Below are 17,375 nucleotides of genomic sequence, written 5' to 3' on the forward strand. Positions count from 1 at the left end.
CCCCGCAGCTGCTAAGCCGCATCCCCCGCAGCAGGACTCACTTCCCCCAGATACCGGCAATCCAGCTCCAGGCTCAACTCGTCCATCCCCAGGATATCGATCTCCACCGCCGTCCCCCGTTCCAATTCGGGCATTCCGCCCACCCGGGTCACCAGCGGCGCATTCGCGAACCGCACCAGATCGTCGCGCAGCACGTGTGCCACTGTCCGGGTCACGCCGTTCTGCTTCAGCCAGCGCAGGCACCAGTAGCGTTCCATCGCACTCTGGAACTCCGCCCATGCCGCGTATTGGGCGTCGAACGCGCCGATGATCGCGAACAGGTCCGCGTCGCGCGGTTTGAACGGGGCCACCAGGCGGGCCGACACGCCATGCTCCACCGCAGCGATCAGCTGCCATTGGTTGACCAGGTCGACATAGCGGCGCAGCGGCGACGTGCTCCAGGCGTATTGCGGCACGCCGATCGCCTCGTGCGGCAAAGCCTGCGTGCTCATGCGCACGCGGCCCGCCTGTTGCGAACGGTAGATGCCCGGCACGCCGTGCTGATGCAGCAGGCCGCCCCACTGGTTGTTGGCCAGGATCATGTATTCGGCCACCATGCGGTCCAGCGGCGCATTGCGCTGGCGCGGCACCAGGCGCACCGGCGTGTCCGGGTCGTCCGGATTGCCGTCCAGGTAGAAGCTGTATTCCACCCGCGAATTGTTCTCGGGCTTGCCGCGCACCTTCTCGCGCTGCGCCGACAGCGCCAGCGCCAGCTTCCACAGCGGACGCAGCCAGTGGCCGTAGGGGATGTCGGCCGACGGGTCGGCCAGGCTAGCCTCCGTGACCTGGGCATCCAGCATGTTGTGGCGCAGGTTCTCGCGCACCACCACGCGCTCCAGGCGCGTCTCGGACTCGATGACCTCGCCCGTCTCCGAGTCGGCCACGACATACAGCGACAGCACCGGCACTTCGCGGCCGGCGTCCAGCGAAAACGCCTTGATGACGCTGTCAGGCTGCATCGGGATCTTGTCGCCCGGCATGTAGACCGTGGACAGGCGGGCGCGGGCCAGCTTGTCGAACTCGCTGTCGCGGGTCACGGTCAGGCCGGGGGCGGCCACGTGGACGCCCACGCGCAGGCGCCCGTCGGGCAATTCCGTGACGGACAGCGCGTCGTCGATTTCGGTGGTCGTGACATCGTCCACCGAATAGATCTCGGCATCCGACAGCGGCAGTTCGCGGTCGACGGGCGGCAGTTCCAGATCGGGGAACGCCAGCCCGCGCGGGAAGTTCACCGCCAGGAAGCGGCGCTTGTGCAACGCCAGCGCATGCGGCCAGGCGCCCAGCTCAAGCAGCAGGCGGTCCGGCGTCTTGCCCAGCTTGGCGCACGCGGCGTCCAGGGCCTTCCATTGCTGCGTATTCTTGTCCGGGCGGATCAGCAGGGACTCCGCGGCCTGGGCGATGGGTTCGGGCAGCCGGCCGGCGGCCATCTCGTCGACCCATTCCTGCTGCTGCTCGGCCTGGCGCTGCTTCTTGTCCAGCGCAGCCAGCGCGGCCGCCAGGATATCGGGCGGGGCAGGGCGGTAACGGCCCTTGCCGCGACGATGGAAATAGGCCGGCGCGCCGTGCAGGCGCATCAGCAGCGCGGCCTGCTCTACGGGCGTGGGGGCATGGCCGAAGTAGTCGGCGGCCAGGGCGGGCGTGTCGAACTCTTCCTGCGGCGCGCATTCCCACAGGAATTGCAGGTCCAGGGCCTCGGCGGCCGTAGCCGCCTGGCTCATCAGCGCCGCCGGCTCGGGCGCCGCGAAGTTGAACAGGGTGTTGGCGCGCTTGATCTTGCTGCGCTTGCCGGACTCCGACTCCACCTGCAGGCTGGCGTCGGTCTCGGACAGGATATTGCCGGCCTTGAAGCTGCCGTCGTCTTCGTAAAACACATACATGGTGGGGATCGTCCTGGGCGGCGCGCACGCGCCGCCTTGCGCAGCTATATAGAGTGTTGAGGTCTGGTACTGATTATTGGGGGCGAACCTGCCTGGCGCCAAGGGCGAATTCAAGCACCTCGGGCATCCATTGCGCGAAATCGGATAAACCGTGGTCGCTGCCTTGCACGATACGCTGGCGGCAACCCGCATAGCGATCGCGCATTTCGCGCCAATCCAGCACCTCGTCGCCGGTCGCCGCCACCAGGAAGTACCGGTCGGGCTGCGTGATGCGAGGGGCATGGATGGCCGCCAGTTCGTCCACATATTCGGGCAAAAAGACGAACGGCGCGTCGGAATGATACATGTGGTGTTCGCCGACCTGGGTGGCCAGGTCGCGCGCGGCCTCCACGGCCGGGTTCAGCAGCACCGCCTGGCAGCCCAGTTGTTCGGCCAGCCAGGTGGCGTAGAAACCGCCCAGCGACGAGCCGATCACGGTCAGCGCCCGGGGGCTGTCCGCGCTTTCCAGCTGGCGCCGGGCGATGCCCATGGCCAGGTCGATCGCCTCCCGCGGGCTGGCGGGCAACTGCGGGCAGGCCCAGTCGGCTTCCAGGCCGCGCTGGGCCATGGCGTCGGCCATCATCCGGGCCTTCATCGAGGTCGGCGAGGAACGGAAACCATGCAGGTAGAGAATCATGTCGTGCTCGTCCGGTGTCGGGCCGCCGTTCAGCCGCGCGCCTGCAAGGCGTCCAGCAGTTTGCCGTGGATCCCGCCAAAGCCGCCGTTGCTCATGACCAGGATCTGGTCGCCAGGGCGGGCCGCGGCGGTCACGGCGGCCACCAGGGCGCCGATGTCATCGTAGCTGGACGCGCGGTCGCCCAGGGGCGCCAGGACGTCGGCCGGATTCCAGCCCAGCGCATGCTTGCCGCTGTGCGCGCCGAAGCAGAACACCAGGTCGGCGTCGGCCAGGGCGTCGGGCAGGCGGGCGGCCATGGTGCCCAGCTTCATGGTGTTGGAGCGGGGCTCCAGCACGGCCAGGATGCGCGCCGGCCCGACCTGGCGGCGCAACCCTTCCAGCGTGGTGGCGATGGCGGTGGGGTGGTGGGCGAAATCGTCGTAGACCTTCACGCCGGCCACCGTGCCGCGCAGTTCCATGCGGCGCTTGACGCCGCCAAAGCGGGTCAGCGCGTCGATGCCTTGTTCCACCGGTACGCCGACGTGCTCGGCGGCGGCCAGCGCCGCCAGCGCATTCATGCGGTTGTGCTCGCCCGTCAGGTTCCAACGTACGGTGCCGGCCGCCTTGCCCTCGCGCAGCACGCCGAACGCGCCGTTCGCATCGGGCGGCGTGGCTTGCCAGCCGCCATCGGCGCCGAACGTGACGGTTTCCGACCAGCATCCGCGCGCAATCACGCGGTCAAGCGCCTCGGAATGCGTCGGACGCACGATGCGGCCCGACCCCGGAATGGTCCGCACCAAGTGGTGGAATTGGGTTTCGATGGCCGCCAGATCGGGGAAGATGTCGGCGTGGTCGTATTCCAGATTGTTCAGGATGGCGGTGCGCGGGCGGTAATGGACGAACTTCGAGCGCTTGTCGAAGAAGGCCGTGTCGTACTCGTCGGCTTCGATCACGAAAGGGCGCCGCGCCGGATCGTAGCGGGCCGATACCTGCAGGTCCTGCGCCACGCCGCCAATCAGGAAGTTGGGCGCCAGGCCCGCGGCCTCCAGCACCCAAGCCAGCATCGAACTGGTGGTGGTCTTGCCGTGGGTGCCCGCCACCGCCAGCACGTGCTGGCCAGGCAGGACGTTGTCGCCCAGCCATTGCGGGCCGGACACGTAGCGGGCGCCCGATTCCAGAATGGCTTCCATCAGCGGATTGCCGCGGCTGACCACGTTGCCGATCACGTACAGGTCGGGCTTGAGCGCCATCTGCTCGACGCCGAAGCCTTCGATCAGCGCGATTCCCTGTTCGGACAGCTGCGTGCTCATGGGCGGATACACGCCCGCATCGCAACCAGTGACCTTATGCCCGGCGGCCCGCGCGATCAGCGCCAAGCCACCCATGAACGTACCGCAGATGCCAAGAATATGCAGGTGCATTGAAAACTCTCCTGTCCTGCATTGTATATATAGAGGGCCCCCACGCTGCGCGCGCTTCGCGGGCTTGCTGCCCCCCGAGGGGGGCGTTTTTGTCTTGGGGCGGCCTAGCGAAAGAAAGGGCCCCCACGCTGCGCCCGCTTCGCGGGCTTGCTGCCCCCCGAGGGGGCCGTTTTTGTCTTGGGGCGGCCCGGCGACAAAAAACAGCGGCAGCGGTTATGATCGCGCCATGAATCGACGCCTACTTCTTTCCGCCGGCGTGGCGGTGGCCGCCACGGTTGCGGGCGCTTTTACCTGGATGGGCCGCAAGTCCCAGGATTCCGCAGCGCCCGCCGGGGCTGGCGATCCCGTCGCCGGGCTGATGCAGCTGCAGATGCCGGATCTGAATGGGGCGACCCATAGGCTGGCCGATTGGAAAGGCCAGCCGATGGTGGTCAATTTCTGGGCGACCTGGTGCGCGCCGTGCGTCAGGGAAATGCCTGAACTCGACGCCTTGCAGAAAAAATACCCGCACGTCCGATTTGTCGGCATCGGTGTCGATTCGGCGGCGAACATGCAAAAATTCGTCGAGAAAGTGCAAGTTTCCTACCCGCTTTGGGTCATCGGCGCCGGGGCGATCGATACTCTGCGCAAGCTTGGTAATCCCAGTGGCGGTCTGCCTTTTACCATCGTTTTCAACGCGGATGGCGGAATTAACCGGAAGATACTAGGTGAAATTCAGCCCGACGACCTGAGCCAAACCCTATCTGGTTTGAAGGCGTAAGTCTGTTGGACAAATAGTAGGAATTGGCGTAAAAAGCTGGTTTATCGGCTGTTTTGCCAACAATTGGCAATCCACTCATCGGCAAGCGCATGGCGCAAAACATACTGGTATTGCATGGCCCGAACCTGAACCTGCTTGGCACCCGGGAACCTCATATCTACGGCAGTCTGACCCTGCCCCAGATCAATGAGCGCCTGGAGCTGCTTGCAGGCGAATTGGGCGCCAAGCTGACAGCTTGGCAAGGCAATCACGAAGGCGCGCTGGTTGACCGCATTCAGGCGGCCCGGCAAGACGGCACAGACTTCATCATCATCAACGCGGCGGCTTATACGCACACCAGCGTCGCAATTCGCGATGCGCTGGCTGGGGTCGCGATCCCATTTATTGAAGTACATTTGTCCAATCTGTATAAGCGAGAGCCCTTCAGGCATCACTCTTATCTGTCCGACTTGGCGATAGGCCTTATCAGCGGCCTCGGCGCGGATGGCTACGAGGCGGCTCTGCGTTACGCAGTGCGGCACTGATCTCGCACCAACTCACCGCTTTTACATCTTATACGGCGCGGACCCCACGCTGGGACGCCGCCGACACTATCTCGGGAAGCAGCTTCTATGGACCTTCGAAAACTCAAAACCCTGATCGACCTGGTGGCTGAATCGGGTATCGCCGAGCTGGAAATCACCGAAGGCGAAGGCAAGGTACGCATCGTCAAGTTCTCGCAGACCTTGCAGCCGGTGGCTTACCACCAGCCCGAAGCCGGCGCCCACGGCGCGCCCGTGGCCCAGGCCGCCGCGCCTGCCGCCCCGGTCGCCGAAGCCCCCCCGGTCATCCAGGGCCATGTCGTGAAGGCGCCGATGGTCGGCACGTTCTACCGTTCGCCGAACCCGGGCGCCGCCCCGTTCATCGACGTGGGCGCCACCGTCAAGGAAGGCGATCCGCTGTGCATCATTGAAGCCATGAAGCTGCTCAATGAAATCGAGGCCGACAAGTCCGGCGTCATCAAAGAAATCCTGGTCGAAAACGGTGAGCCCGTCGAGTACGGTCAACCCCTCTTCGTCATTGGCTGATAGCTGAAAATGTTCGAAAAAATCCTGATCGCCAATCGGGGCGAAATCGCCCTGCGCATTCAGCGCGCTTGCCGTGAGCTGGGCATCAAAACCGTGGTCGTGCACTCCGAGGCTGACCGCGAAGCCAAGTACGTGCGCCTGGCCGATGAATCCGTGTGCATCGGGCCCGCGCCGTCGCGTGACAGCTACCTGAACATGCCCGCCATCATTTCGGCGGCCGAAGTCACGGATTCCGAGGCAATCCACCCGGGTTACGGGTTTTTGTCCGAAAATGCCGACTTCGCCGATCGCGTCGAAAAGAGCGGCTTCGTGTTCATCGGTCCGCGTCCCGACACCATTCGCCTGATGGGCGACAAGGTCAGCGCCAAGCGCGCCATGATCGAAGCGGGCGTGCCGGTGGTGCCGGGTTCCGAGGGCGCGTTGCCCGAAGATCCGCAGGAAATCATCCGCATTGCGCGCGAAGTCGGTTATCCGGTCATCATCAAGGCGGCAGGCGGCGGCGGTGGCCGCGGCATGCGCGTGGTGTACACCGAGGCCGCGCTGCTGAACGCCGTCACGATGACGCGTTCGGAAGCGGGCGCCGCGTTCAACAACCCGGAAGTCTATATGGAGAAGTTCCTCGAGAACCCTCGCCATGTGGAAATCCAGGTGCTGGCCGATGGCGGCCGCAACGCCGTCTGGCTGGGCGAACGCGACTGCTCCATGCAACGCCGCCACCAGAAAGTCATCGAAGAAGCGCCGGCTCCGGGCATCGCCCGCCGCGCGATCGAGCGCATCGGCGACCGTTGCGCCGACGCCTGCCGCAAGATGGGCTATCGCGGCGCCGGCACGTTCGAATTCCTGTTCGAGAACGGCGAGTTCTATTTCATTGAAATGAACACCCGCATCCAGGTCGAACATCCGGTCACCGAACTGATCACCGGCATCGATCTCGTGCAGCAGCAGATCCTGGTCGCCGCCGGCGAGAAGTTCACGCTGCGCCAGCGCGATGTCCAGTTCAAGGGCCACGCGATCGAATGCCGCATCAACGCGGAAGATCCTTTCCGCTTTGTGCCCAGCCCCGGCCGCATCACCAACTGGCATACGCCGGGCGGTCCGGGCGTGCGTATCGATTCGCATGCGTACAACGGCTACTTCGTGCCGCCGAACTACGATTCGATGATCGCCAAGGTCATCACGTACGGCGACACGCGTGATCAGGCCCTGGCCCGCATGCGCATCGCGCTGTCGGAAATGGTGGTGGAAGGCATTTCCACCAACATCCCGCTGCATCGCGAACTGCTGCAGGACGCCCGTTTCATCGAAGGCGGCACCAGCATCCACTATCTGGAAAACAAGTTGGCTCAGCGTCCCTGACCGACCACTAGGGGCCTCGCGGCCCCTTTTTGCCTTTGGGCGAACCGAAGGCAATCCCCTTCCGGGGCCTTTTAATTGTTTTACGGTCATCGGGCCGCGGCATCCACCGCGGCCCGATGGCCAGATGGAAGAATAATCATGCGTGAACTCGTGCTCCATTGCCTAGAGGCGCAGGCCGAAGCGTTGTCCGACGCGCTGCTGGAAGCGGGCGTGCTGTCCGTTTCCGTGGAAGACGCCGACTTCGGCACCGACGACGAACGTCCGCTGTTCGGCGAGCCCGGCACCGAGCCCGACGTGCAGGCCTGGGACCGCAACCGCGTCGTCGCCTTGCTGCCCGACGGAGCCGATCCCGCGCAGATCATGGAAGAGGCCGCCGCGGCTGGGGAACTCGACCCGGCGCTGTTTGCCGGCTGGAGCCTGCGCGACGTGCCCGACGCCGACTGGGTGCGCCTGACGCAATCGCAGTTCGGCCCCATCCACATCGCCGAACGCCTGTGGATCGTGCCCAGCTGGCACCGCGACAGCCCCGACGTGCCTGGTTTCGATCCGGCCGCCACGGGCGACGGCGCGATCCATATCGAACTGGATCCGGGTCTGGCCTTCGGCACCGGCAGCCATCCCACGACCCACCTGTGCCTGGCCTGGCTGGAAGCCGAGCTGCTGGCCGGCGCCACGTTGCTGGACTATGGCTGCGGGTCGGGCATCCTGGCGATCGCCGCCCGCAAGCTGGGCGCGGGCCCGACGCTGGCCGTGGACATCGACGCGCAGGCGGTGCAAAGCACGGCCTACAACGCCGACGTCAACCGCGTCGAACTGCAGGCCATGTTGCCCGACGCGCTGGCGGACGGCACCTTCCAGGTCGTGGTCGCCAACATCCTGTCCAATCCGCTGAAGGTGCTGGCGCCGATGCTGGCCGGCCGCGTCGCCGCTGGCGGCCATCTGGTGCTGTCCGGCGTGCTGGAACGCCAGGCCGAAGAGGTGGCCGCCGCCTATGCGCCCTGGATCGCCATGTCGGTCTGGCGCGCGCGCGACGGCTGGGTGTGCCTGCACGGCCAGAAGGCCTGAGCGCCGTTCAGCAGGATCGCAACATGGCTCTGACCACCCGCTGCCCCCAGTGCGGCACCTCGTTCAAGGTGGTGCCTGACCAGCTTCGGGTCCGCAATGGCCTGGTTCGCTGCGGCGCGTGCTCGACCGTCTTCGACGGCCGGGCCTGCCTGCTGCCGGAAACTGGCGCGCCGGCCGCCTCTCCGACGATGCCGCCGGCTGCGCGAACGGTACCGGCCGCGCCGGCGGTACCTCCGGTGGTGACGCCTGCCGCGGCCGCTGCGGCACCAGTACTGGCCACGCCGCCTGCGGAGACGCCGCCGCCGCTGTCGCGCCCGTCGGCGGAGCCGCCCCGCCAGATCGCCCCATGGGAAGACGAGCCCGTTCGGGTTTCGCCTTTGCCCGTTCCGCCTCCGCCCGTTCCGCCTCCGCCCGTTCCGGCCCCCGCCGCGCCCGCCATTCCGCCCGCCGTGCTGCGCGGCCGCGAAGCGATCCGCCAGCGCGTCGAGCCCGACGCGGCCCTGCCGGAAACTGACTTCGACGACGATGACGGCGAGGACGACAGCGATCAGCAGGACAGCGACCGCCACGCCGCCTTCGTCCGCCATCCGGAACCAGTGCGCGACCCTGCGCCGCGCTGGGTGCCGCCGTCTCCGCCGGCGTCGCGCAGCGACCCCGTCATCGCATCGCGTGCAAGCGAACCGGTCATCGATTGGGATGCCCGCCGCCGCGCCGCCGGGCAGGCCGAGCCGTCCTTCTCAGCGGATGATGACCGCGACGACCACGACGGCGACGAGCTTGACCACGAGTTTGACGACGCAGGCGACGATGGGCGCGAACCCGTGCTGGGCGATACGCGCACCCGCTATTCCAGCGCGACCGACGTGGGTCGCGCTCCGCCCGAATTCCTCGACCAGGACCGCCAGGAGCGCCGCGGTTTGTTGCGTAAAGTGTGGGGCTACGCCTGCTTGCTGGGCCTGATCGCGCTCGGCCTGCAAGCGGTGTATGCCTACCGCACCGACATCGCCAATTCCGTGCCGGTCTTGCGGCCGGTGCTGGACGCCGTTTGCAAGCCCCTGGGTTGCACGGTCGGCTATGCCCGGCGCCTGGAGCGCATCGCGATTTCCTCATCGTCGCTGCAGCCGCCGCCCGGCGCGGCCGCCATCGACGACGGTCGCAGCCGCCTGGTGCTGAACCTGGTGCTGCGTAACCGCTACGACAAGCCGCAGCATTGGCCGGCCCTGGTGCTGGACCTGACCGACCTGTCCGATACCGTGGTCGTGCGCAAAGTGCTGATGCCCGAAAATTACCTGACGCCAGAACAGTTGAGCGGCCCGTTCGGCCCGGCTGGCGAGCTCAAGATTTCCGTCCCCATTGAAGTGACCGGCGTGCAGGTCAATGGGTACCAACTCGACAAGTTCTTTCCTTAAAGGATGATAAGCATGGCAACCCCTGTTCTGGTTTGCGGCTCGATGGCGTTCGACACGATCGCGGTGTTTGAAGGTCGGTTCAAAGAGCACATTCTTGCTGATCGCATCCAATCGCTCAGCGTGTCCTTCCTGGTGCCCAGCATGCGCAAGGAATATGGCGGCTGCTCGGGCAACATCGCCTACAACATGAACCTGCTGGGCGGAAAACCCGTGCCGGTGGCGACGGTGGGCGAGGACGCCGGCGAATACATGGAGCGCTTGTCGGGCCTGGGCATCGACACGAGCCGTGTCAAGGTCATCCCCGACACCTTCACCGCGCAGTGCTTCATCACGACCGACCTGGACGACAACCAGATCACCGCTTTCCACCCGGGCGCGATGTCGTTCGCCGCGGACAATGACCTGAGCGACGCGGACGCGGCCTGGGCCATCGTGGCGCCGGACGCCAAGGAAGGCATGTTCGCCCACGCCGAACGCCTGCACCGCCGCGGCATCCCTTTCATCTTCGACCTGGGCCAGGCCATGCCCTTGTTCGACGGCGCCGACCTGGAGCGCATGCTCAAGCTGGCGCAGGCGTTGACCGTCAACGATTACGAAGCGGGCATCGTCGAGCAGCGCACGGGCCGCAGCGTGGCCGACATCGCCGCCACGCTGCAAGCGGTGGTGGTGACGCGCGGCGCCGAAGGCGCGACGTTGTTCGTCGACGGCAAGACCGTCCAGATCGCCCCGGTGCGCGCCTCGCAGGTTGTCGATCCGACGGGCTGCGGCGACGCGCAACGCGGCGGCTTGCTGTACGGCCTGACCAGCGGCTGGAACTGGGAAGACAGCTGCCGCCTGGGCAACGTCATGGGCGCGATCAAGATCGCATCGCGCGGCCCGCAGAACCACGCGCCGTCGCGCGCGGACATCGACGCCGTGCTGCACGCGACCTACGGCATCCATCTGCCCGCTTGATTCCTTTCGCTCCTGGGGAACCGCGATGCGGCGGGATGGTCGAAGCCGCATCGCGTTTTCGAAAGGCGGCCTGGCGGCCGTCCTGATCAGAATGCTGTTTTTCCGCTTTTGGCTGTGAGTTTCAGTGTGTTGCAGCCGCGGGTGCCGCTTCTTCAGGGCAGAGTATTATGATCAACAGTCGTCGGCAATGCCCGATCGAGGAGTCCAAATGAACCAAAGCAAATCTCTTTCCCTGGTGACGCCGCGTACTGGCCGGTGGTTGGCCATCGCAGCCGTCGTGACGTCGATGGCTGTCCTGGGCGGTTGCGCCAATCGCAGCGCGTCCAGCGGCGTGTACAGCTACGACCAAGCCCAGCGTGAGCAGATCGTCCGTACCGGCACGGTCACGGGCGTGCGCCCGATCGTGATCCAGAACGACAAATCCAGCGGTGTCGGCATGTTGGCCGGCGGCGCATTGGGCGGCGTGGCGGGTAACGCCGTCGGGGGCGGCACAGGCCGCACCATCGCCACCGTCGGCGGCGCCATTCTGGGCGCCTTGGCCGGCAACGCCGTGGAAAACCGCGTCGGCACGAATTCTGGCCTCGAAATCACCGTGCGCCTGGACAACGGCGAAACCCGGGTGGTCGCGCAAGAGGCGGATGTGCCGGTCAGCGTGGGCCAGCGCGTCCAGGTGATCAGCGGCGCCGGTCCGACCCGCGTCACCCCGATGTAATCGGGAAAGCCTTCCGGAAAGCCCGCGTAAGCGGGTTTTTTTTTGCCTGGGCCAGGCAGGGCAGGCGCCTGCGGCGGGGCTTTTTTTTGCCCGAAAATTTGCCGCCGGATTATTGGGGCCAGGATCAAGACGGACCGGGCAGGGCGGGGGATTTGTCGTTCTGCCGCAACGCAGCACCCGGGATTTACCCGCAGGCGTTACGTCTGCCAGCCTTTTCTCGCGTTTTACCCCAAAAGTTTCATGGCGATTCAACGGGCAAAGTGCAATGATTGCGCCTGCGATCGGCATTGCGATTCGATTTTGATGTAACCAAGTGCGTCTTGATGCCGCTCTGGATCGCTGAAGCCGTCAGTTGAGCTTCAGCATTTTTCTGTATCCTCGTCTACCTGAATCCCAGGGGATGGGGATGTTTTGCCGACGAGGCAACCTGCACTATCTATGCATACCGAGCAAGAACTCCACACCAAGATCGGCGAGATCGTCGAGTCGATCGTCATGAAGAAAGTCACCCCCGATACGCAGTTGATTGCCACTGGCCTGGTTGATTCCCTGGCTGCGGTGGACATCACGCTGGCGGTCGAGTCGGAGTACGGATGCAGCATCCCGGCTCCCGAGATCGCCGAGCACCTTCAGTCGGTCCGCACGCTTGCCGGCTATGTCGCTGCCCATACTTCGTAATACGCAGTTGTGGTCCCATGTCGCGGCCGCCGCGACCGCCGTGGCACTGGCGTTCGGGGCGTATTGCGGCGCGGATGACTTGCTCAGCCGCCTCGTGACGCCGTTGCCGGCGCCGGCAACGGCCGCTGCCGACAAGAGCAACTATCTGCCCAATCTGGGGCCGGACTGGGGCACGCAGCACGTCAACCTGAATCGCCTGGGCAACGCCCTGAGCGACGGCACGCTGGTGGTGCTGGGGTCGTCCGAGCTGTCCAGCCATGACCTGCGCTTCGTGCCCTACCGCTTTTTCCCGGAAGAACTGAAGGTGCCGACGCTGGCCTATGGCCACGCCATGTTCCAGTCCTACGGCATCGTCAGCGTGCTGGAATCCGTGGCGGATTCGCTGACGCCGAACACGCGGCTGGTGATCATGGTGTCGCCCGCCTGGTTCGCCTCGGGCGGCCAGCTGCCGCGCAGCGCGTTCGCCGAGCACGTGACGGGCCCGGTCTGGGATCGCCTCTGGGACCAGCCGAACACCCGCGAGCAGATGCAGAACTGGATCAGCGACAACGCCAACTGGGGCCTGTTGTGGCTGATCGCCAATGGCCAGGTGGCCGAACTCAAGGACAAGCTGGCGCTGTGGTGGCACGCCCGCAAAGAGCCCGCGCCCGATCGGCCGCGCAGCAAGCTGTCGGTGCCGGCGCACCGTTTCGTGTCCTGGCCGTCATCCGCCCGCCTGAACGAAGGGCAGTGGGGCAGGCTGACGCATCAGGCGCGCGAAGTCGAACGCGACCTGGGCGGCAACAACCCCTACGACGTCCGCGACGACTACTACAAGCAGTACCTGGCGCCGTTGTATTCGCCGGCGCGCAACGAGTTCGCCGACGTGGACCCGATCACCCGCACTGAACTGGGTGACCTGTCGCGCGTGATGGCCTTGCTGCAAAGGCGCAAGGTGAAGGCGTATTTCGTCATTCAGCCGTTCAATCCCAAGCTCATCCTGGACGTCGAGCGATTCGATCCGGTGGTGGCTGCCATTACGGGCATGTGCCAGCGGTATCAGATGGGTTGCCTGGATCTCTACAGCATCCCGTTCGAACCCGGCATGGTGCGCGACGACATGCATCTGGCCGAGCTCGGCTGGGCGATGGCGGACCAAGGCATTGCGGAGTATTTTTCCCGATGAAATTTTTTCGCAAAGAGGGCGCCGGGCGCCGTTTCTTCTGGCACTTGTGCCTGTACATCGGGGTGATCCTGGTGTTCGTGCTTCAGGCGCAGCCCACCACGGGCAGCGGCGGACCGATCAAGGTCGAATTCCAGTATCAGCAGTTCTGAGCACGCCATGGAACTGTTCGCAAGCTTGAGCTTTTTCGGCGGGGCCCTGTTCGGGGGCCTTGGCCTGTTGGCATACCGCTCCTTCGGCATGCCGTTCCGTATCGGCTATCGCCACATCATCGGCGTGGTCTGCCTGGGCGTGTGGATGGCGGTGTTCTGGGCGCGTCCCTATCAGCCCATCGCGCTGCTGGCCATTTCGGGCAGTGCGCTGTGGGCCATGCGCCGCAACTACATCCCCACCTGGCTTGCCGTCGTCATCACGATGACGCCGCTGCTGCTGGTGAAGACGGGCGCGTCGCATCTTGGCGCCATGCTCGGGCTGTCGTTCGCGACCTTCCGCGCCATCGACGTGCTGCTGTTCGCGCAGCGCAACGAACGCGTGTCGCCGCTGGACTACTTCATCTACCTGTTCTTCCCGCTGACGCTGCTGGCCGGCCCGATGTACCGCTGGCGCAATTTCCAGGCGGACCTGAAGCGCGGCTACGAAGGCGTGAACCTGAGCACCTGGCTGACCGGCCTGGAACTCATCATGCTGGGCGTCATCCAGAAATTCGGCCTGGCTGAACTGATCTGGCGCTACGGCCTGTCCACGCTGGACGCGCACGACTATTCGTTCACGGGCGTGGCGCTGAACGCGTCGCTCTACAGCGCCTACCTGTTCTTCGACTTCGCCGGCTATTCGACGATGGCGATCGGCATCGGCATGCTGTTCGGCTTCACGCTGCCGATCAACTTCCGCAATCCGCTGGCCACGCTGAATCCGCAGGACTTCTGGCGCCGCTGGCACATCAGCCTGTCGGAGTGGCTGCGCGACGTGGTGTTCATGCCGATCTACAAGGCGTTGAGCAAGACCAAATTCTTCGGCCGCCACCGCATGGCGGCGCAGAACATCGGCATTTTCGCGACGCTGCTGGCCATGGGCGTGTGGAACGGCCTGTCGCTACATTACATCGTCAGCGGCCTGATGTTCGGCGCGTATTCGGTGGGCCACAACCTGCTGATCAACGCCTCGCGCACCCGCCCCGCCATGCAGGCCGCCCTGGCGCAGCCCGTCATGCGCTTCCTGGGCCGCGTGCTTACCTTGATCCTGGCCGCGTTGGCGCTGTACGTGTTCAGCGGCCGCAGCCCCATCTGACGCCGGGAGTTTCGGCATGCGTTTCGACCTGAAGTCTTTCCAATTCGTCGACACCGGCGTGGCGCCCGACGCGCTGGCCGTCGCCGCCGCGGATCGCAACCTCACCTGGGCGCAGTTGCGCTCGGAAGCCGTCGCCTGGGCCGACGAGGCCCGCGGCAACGGCGCGGCGCCGGATGTGCCGGTGGCGATCTACGGCCATAAGGAAGCGTCGTTCTTCGTCGCGATGGTCGGCGCCTTGCTGATCGGCGCGCCGTTCGTGCCGGTGGACACCATCTACCCGGCCGAACGCCTGCGCCGCATCGTCGAGATCGTCCGCGCGGCCGCCGTCTACGACGCCGCGTCCGGCACGTTCAGCGCGGGCGAAGGCGCCGAACTGGCCGAGCGCGGCCTGGCCTATGTCATGTTCACGTCCGGCAGCACGGGCGACCCGAAGGGCGTGCAGATCGGCCGCGAAAGCGTCGGCCTGCTGGGCGACTGGATGCTGGGCAGCTTCGGCTTGGGCGACGCGCCGGTGTTCATGAACCAGGCGCCGTTCAGTTTCGATCTGTCCATGTACGAAGTGTTCGCCACCTTGGCCTCGGGCGGCGCCTGCGTGCTGAACGCGCGCGAGCAGATCGCGGCCGCGGGCACGTGGATGCCGCGTCTGGCCGGGCACGGCGTGACGGTCTGGGTGTCGACCCCGTCGTTCGCGCATCAGCAATTGGCCAACCGCGATTTCTCGCCGGCCACCTTGCCCGCGCTGCGCACCTTCCTGTTCTGCGGCGAGCCGCTGCCTTCGGCCTTGGCGAAGAAGCTGCGCCAGCGCTTTCCCGGCGCCGTCATCCTGAATACCTACGGCCCGACGGAAGCCACGGTCGCGACCACCTGGATCGAAGTCACCGATGCCGTCCTGGCCGCGCATGACCCGCTGCCGGTGGGGCACGCCAAACCCGACAGCGTGCTGATCGTGGACGAAGGCGAGATCTGCATCGTGGGCGACCACGTCATGCGGGGCTACCTGAACCGTCCCGACCTGAACGAGGCCAAGCTCTACACCTACGCCGACGGCCGCCGCGCGTTCCGCACGGGCGACCTGGGGCAGATGGAAGCCGGAGGCCTGCTGTTCTGCCGCGGCCGCATGGATGACCAGATCAAGCTGAACGGCTATCGAATCGAACTGGCCGAGATCGACGAGGCCCTGCATGGCCTGCCGGGCGTGGAGGGCGGCGCATGCGCGGTCCTGCGGCGGCCGGACGGGACGGCGGTGCGTCTGATTGGTTTCGTGGCGGGGGCGGGCGACGCGTCAGAGGACGCGCGCTTCCTGGCGCCTGATGCGCTGGCCGGATGGAAAGAGCGGCTGGCGCAGCGCCTGCCGCCCTACATGGTGCCGTCCGAGCTGGTCGCTTGCCCGACGCTGCCGATGTCGAACAACCACAAGATCGACCGCAAGAAGCTGGTCGAGATCTACGCCGGCATCCCGGCGTAGCCCATCCGAAGGGCGGGGCACGATGCCCCGCGCCTTACAGCCCCATCATGCGTTGGCTGAGATTGTTCAGCACCATCAGCAGCACTTGCGCCACGATCAGCAGCACCAGCGGCGAAAAGTCGATCGCGGTGCGCGGCAGCAGGCGGCGGATCGGGTCCAGCATGGGCGCGGTCAGTGATTGCAGCAATGGCATCATGGGCGCCATCGGGTTGACCCACGACAGCACGGCCTGGATCAGCGTCAACCACACCACCAGGTTCAGCGCCCATTTGATGGCCATCAGCAGGGCGGAACCCAGGGCGGCGGGCAGCAGGGACGCGGGGATCAGCGCGCCGATGGACACCAGCCAGATCAGCACGATATAGGCCAGCGCGGCCAGCCAGGTCGCGACAAGGCTCGTCCAGTCGATCTTGTTGCCGGCGGGGATGATCTTGCGCAGCGGCATCACCAGCCAGTTCGTGAACTGGTAGATCGCACGGGAAAGCGGGTTGAAGGGGTGAAGGCGGATCGCGTGCATCCAGGCGCGGGCAATCAATGCGGCGCCGAACAGCGTGAACACGATTTCGAGGAGAAAGCGGAAGATATCACCGAGCATGGACGCGATCACCGAAAAAAGAAGGAATCAATTGTCTCACGGCATGACGGTTCTGCGCCGCGGCGGCGGGCACGAAAAAGCCGCCCGGCATGCCGGGCGGCTCTGGTGAAGCCAGGGCTTCAACCGTCCTGATTACGGACGGCCACCCGTCGGGAACGGCCACGACGCGGCGGGGTTCAGCGCGGTCTTCGCGCCCGGGGCAGCTGCCGTCGACGACGGAGGCGTAGCGGGCTTCTTCGGAGCGGCTTTCTTGGCAGCAGGCTTCTTGGCAGCGGCGGGCTTGGCAGCAGCAGCCGGCTTGGCGGCAGCAGGAGCCTTCTTCGCAGCAGGAGCCTTCTTGGCAGCGGGAGCCTTCTTGGCTACGGCCTTCTTGGCAACCGCCTTCTTGGCAGCAGGCGCCTTTTTGGCAGCGGCCTTTTTGGCGGGGGCCTTCTTGGCTACCGCTTTCTTGGCAACAGCCTTCTTGGCAACCGCCTTCTTGGCGACAACCTTCTTGGCTACCGCTTTCTTGGCGACGGCCTTCTTGGCAACCGCCTTCTTGGCGACGACCTTCTTGGCTACTGCCTTCTTGGCAACCGCCTTCTTGGCGACAACCTTCTTGGCTACCGCTTTCTTGGCGACGGCCTTCTTGGCTACCGCTTTTTTGGCGACGACCTTCTTGGCTGCCGGCTTCTTGGCGGCAACCTTCTTCACAGCCGGCTTCTTGGCGGCTGCGACTTTCTTGACTGCTACCTTCTTGACAGCGGCTTTCTTGGCCGGGGCGGCCTTTTTAGCGACTGCCTTCTTGGCGGCGGCGGGCTTCTTCACCGCTGCTTTCTTTACGGCTTTCTTGGCTGTTGCCATGGTCATGCTCCTTAGGTTCAGGGGTCCCAG

At 65.6% G+C, this 17,375-nt stretch carries 18 protein-coding genes; 13 read left to right on the plus strand and 5 right to left on the minus strand.

Annotated features, from left to right (window positions below; translation table 11 throughout):
* Window positions 1–11 precede the first annotated feature (11 nt).
* The 3 genes from A9973_RS15860 to mpl all read right to left on the minus strand — a co-directional run bounded on the left by A9973_RS15860 (window position 12) and on the right by mpl (window position 3,992).
* Window positions 12–1,916 (minus strand): ribonuclease catalytic domain-containing protein, encoded by a 1,905-nt coding sequence (locus tag A9973_RS15860; protein ID WP_183014705.1) that lies wholly within the window; start codon window positions 1,914–1,916, stop codon window positions 12–14.
* Between the two features lie 73 nt (window positions 1,917–1,989).
* On the minus strand, window positions 1,990–2,592 hold the full coding sequence (locus tag A9973_RS15865) for a YqiA/YcfP family alpha/beta fold hydrolase (RefSeq protein ID WP_183014706.1): 603 nt from the start codon (window positions 2,590–2,592) through the stop codon (window positions 1,990–1,992).
* 29 nt (window positions 2,593–2,621) lie between these two features.
* Entirely contained in the window at window positions 2,622–3,992 is a 1,371-nt protein-coding gene (gene mpl, locus A9973_RS15870) for a UDP-N-acetylmuramate:L-alanyl-gamma-D-glutamyl-meso-diaminopimelate ligase (protein WP_183014707.1), read from the minus strand.
* 226 nt (window positions 3,993–4,218) lie between these two features.
* Here mpl and A9973_RS15875 point away from each other — a divergent pair, with 226 nt between their 5' ends.
* The 13 genes from A9973_RS15875 to A9973_RS15935 all read left to right on the plus strand — a co-directional run bounded on the left by A9973_RS15875 (window position 4,219) and on the right by A9973_RS15935 (window position 15,907).
* Complete coding sequence (locus A9973_RS15875) at window positions 4,219–4,752, plus strand: TlpA disulfide reductase family protein (RefSeq protein ID WP_183014708.1); 534 nt, start codon at window positions 4,219–4,221, stop codon at window positions 4,750–4,752.
* Between the two features lie 89 nt (window positions 4,753–4,841).
* On the plus strand, window positions 4,842–5,276 hold the full coding sequence (gene aroQ, locus A9973_RS15880) for a type II 3-dehydroquinate dehydratase (RefSeq protein WP_006226654.1): 435 nt from the start codon (window positions 4,842–4,844) through the stop codon (window positions 5,274–5,276).
* An 87-nt stretch (window positions 5,277–5,363) separates the two neighbouring features.
* Entirely contained in the window at window positions 5,364–5,819 is a 456-nt protein-coding gene (accB, locus tag A9973_RS15885; RefSeq protein WP_183014709.1) for an acetyl-CoA carboxylase biotin carboxyl carrier protein, read from the plus strand.
* Between the two features lie 9 nt (window positions 5,820–5,828).
* On the plus strand, window positions 5,829–7,175 hold the full coding sequence (gene accC, locus A9973_RS15890) for an acetyl-CoA carboxylase biotin carboxylase subunit (RefSeq protein WP_183014710.1): 1,347 nt from the start codon (window positions 5,829–5,831) through the stop codon (window positions 7,173–7,175).
* A 138-nt stretch (window positions 7,176–7,313) separates the two neighbouring features.
* On the plus strand, window positions 7,314–8,240 hold the full coding sequence (prmA, locus tag A9973_RS15895) for a 50S ribosomal protein L11 methyltransferase (protein ID WP_183014711.1): 927 nt from the start codon (window positions 7,314–7,316) through the stop codon (window positions 8,238–8,240).
* Between the two features lie 23 nt (window positions 8,241–8,263).
* Window positions 8,264–9,649: a DUF3426 domain-containing protein gene (locus tag A9973_RS15900; protein ID WP_183014712.1), complete on the plus strand. Its 1,386-nt coding sequence runs from the start codon at window positions 8,264–8,266 to the stop codon at window positions 9,647–9,649.
* A 12-nt stretch (window positions 9,650–9,661) separates the two neighbouring features.
* Window positions 9,662–10,603 carry a carbohydrate kinase family protein gene (locus A9973_RS15905; RefSeq protein ID WP_183014713.1) on the plus strand — a complete coding sequence of 314 codons (942 nt, stop codon included), beginning with the start codon at window positions 9,662–9,664 and terminating at the stop codon, window positions 10,601–10,603.
* Window positions 10,604–10,811: 208 nt separating this feature from the next.
* Window positions 10,812–11,315: a glycine zipper 2TM domain-containing protein gene (locus A9973_RS15910; protein WP_183014714.1), complete on the plus strand. Its 504-nt coding sequence runs from the start codon at window positions 10,812–10,814 to the stop codon at window positions 11,313–11,315.
* 438 nt (window positions 11,316–11,753) lie between these two features.
* Window positions 11,754–11,993, plus strand: coding sequence for an acyl carrier protein (locus A9973_RS15915; RefSeq protein WP_006226661.1), 240 nt, complete (start codon window positions 11,754–11,756; stop codon window positions 11,991–11,993).
* Window positions 11,971–13,158 carry a D-alanyl-lipoteichoic acid biosynthesis protein DltD gene (locus tag A9973_RS15920; RefSeq protein WP_183014715.1) on the plus strand — a complete coding sequence of 396 codons (1,188 nt, stop codon included), beginning with the start codon at window positions 11,971–11,973 and terminating at the stop codon, window positions 13,156–13,158. The genes A9973_RS15915 and A9973_RS15920 overlap by 23 nt, the downstream gene beginning before the upstream one ends.
* Window positions 13,155–13,307 (plus strand): hypothetical protein, encoded by a 153-nt coding sequence (locus tag A9973_RS15925; protein ID WP_105559333.1) that lies wholly within the window; start codon window positions 13,155–13,157, stop codon window positions 13,305–13,307. Before A9973_RS15920 ends, A9973_RS15925 begins: the two co-directional genes overlap by 4 nt.
* Before the next feature lie 7 nt (window positions 13,308–13,314).
* A complete protein-coding gene (locus tag A9973_RS15930; RefSeq protein ID WP_183014716.1) occupies window positions 13,315–14,442 on the plus strand; it encodes an MBOAT family O-acyltransferase in 1,128 nt (375 codons plus the stop codon).
* Window positions 14,443–14,458: 16 nt separating this feature from the next.
* A complete protein-coding gene (locus A9973_RS15935) occupies window positions 14,459–15,907 on the plus strand; it encodes a D-alanine--poly(phosphoribitol) ligase (RefSeq protein WP_183014717.1) in 1,449 nt (482 codons plus the stop codon).
* Between the two features lie 34 nt (window positions 15,908–15,941).
* On the opposite strand, the gene A9973_RS15940 is transcribed toward A9973_RS15935, so the two are convergent.
* Together A9973_RS15940 and A9973_RS15945 are read right to left on the minus strand one after the other, a co-directional pair.
* Window positions 15,942–16,502, minus strand: coding sequence for a YggT family protein (locus tag A9973_RS15940; RefSeq protein ID WP_183014718.1), 561 nt, complete (start codon window positions 16,500–16,502; stop codon window positions 15,942–15,944).
* 132 nt (window positions 16,503–16,634) lie between these two features.
* Complete coding sequence (locus A9973_RS15945) at window positions 16,635–17,345, minus strand: histone H1-like DNA-binding protein (RefSeq protein ID WP_183014719.1); 711 nt, start codon at window positions 17,343–17,345, stop codon at window positions 16,635–16,637.
* Between the last annotated feature and the right edge of the window lie 30 nt (window positions 17,346–17,375).

It is taken from the genome of Achromobacter sp. UMC46 (assembly GCF_014170335.1).
In the GTDB taxonomy this organism is placed as follows: domain Bacteria; phylum Pseudomonadota; class Gammaproteobacteria; order Burkholderiales; family Burkholderiaceae_B; genus Achromobacter.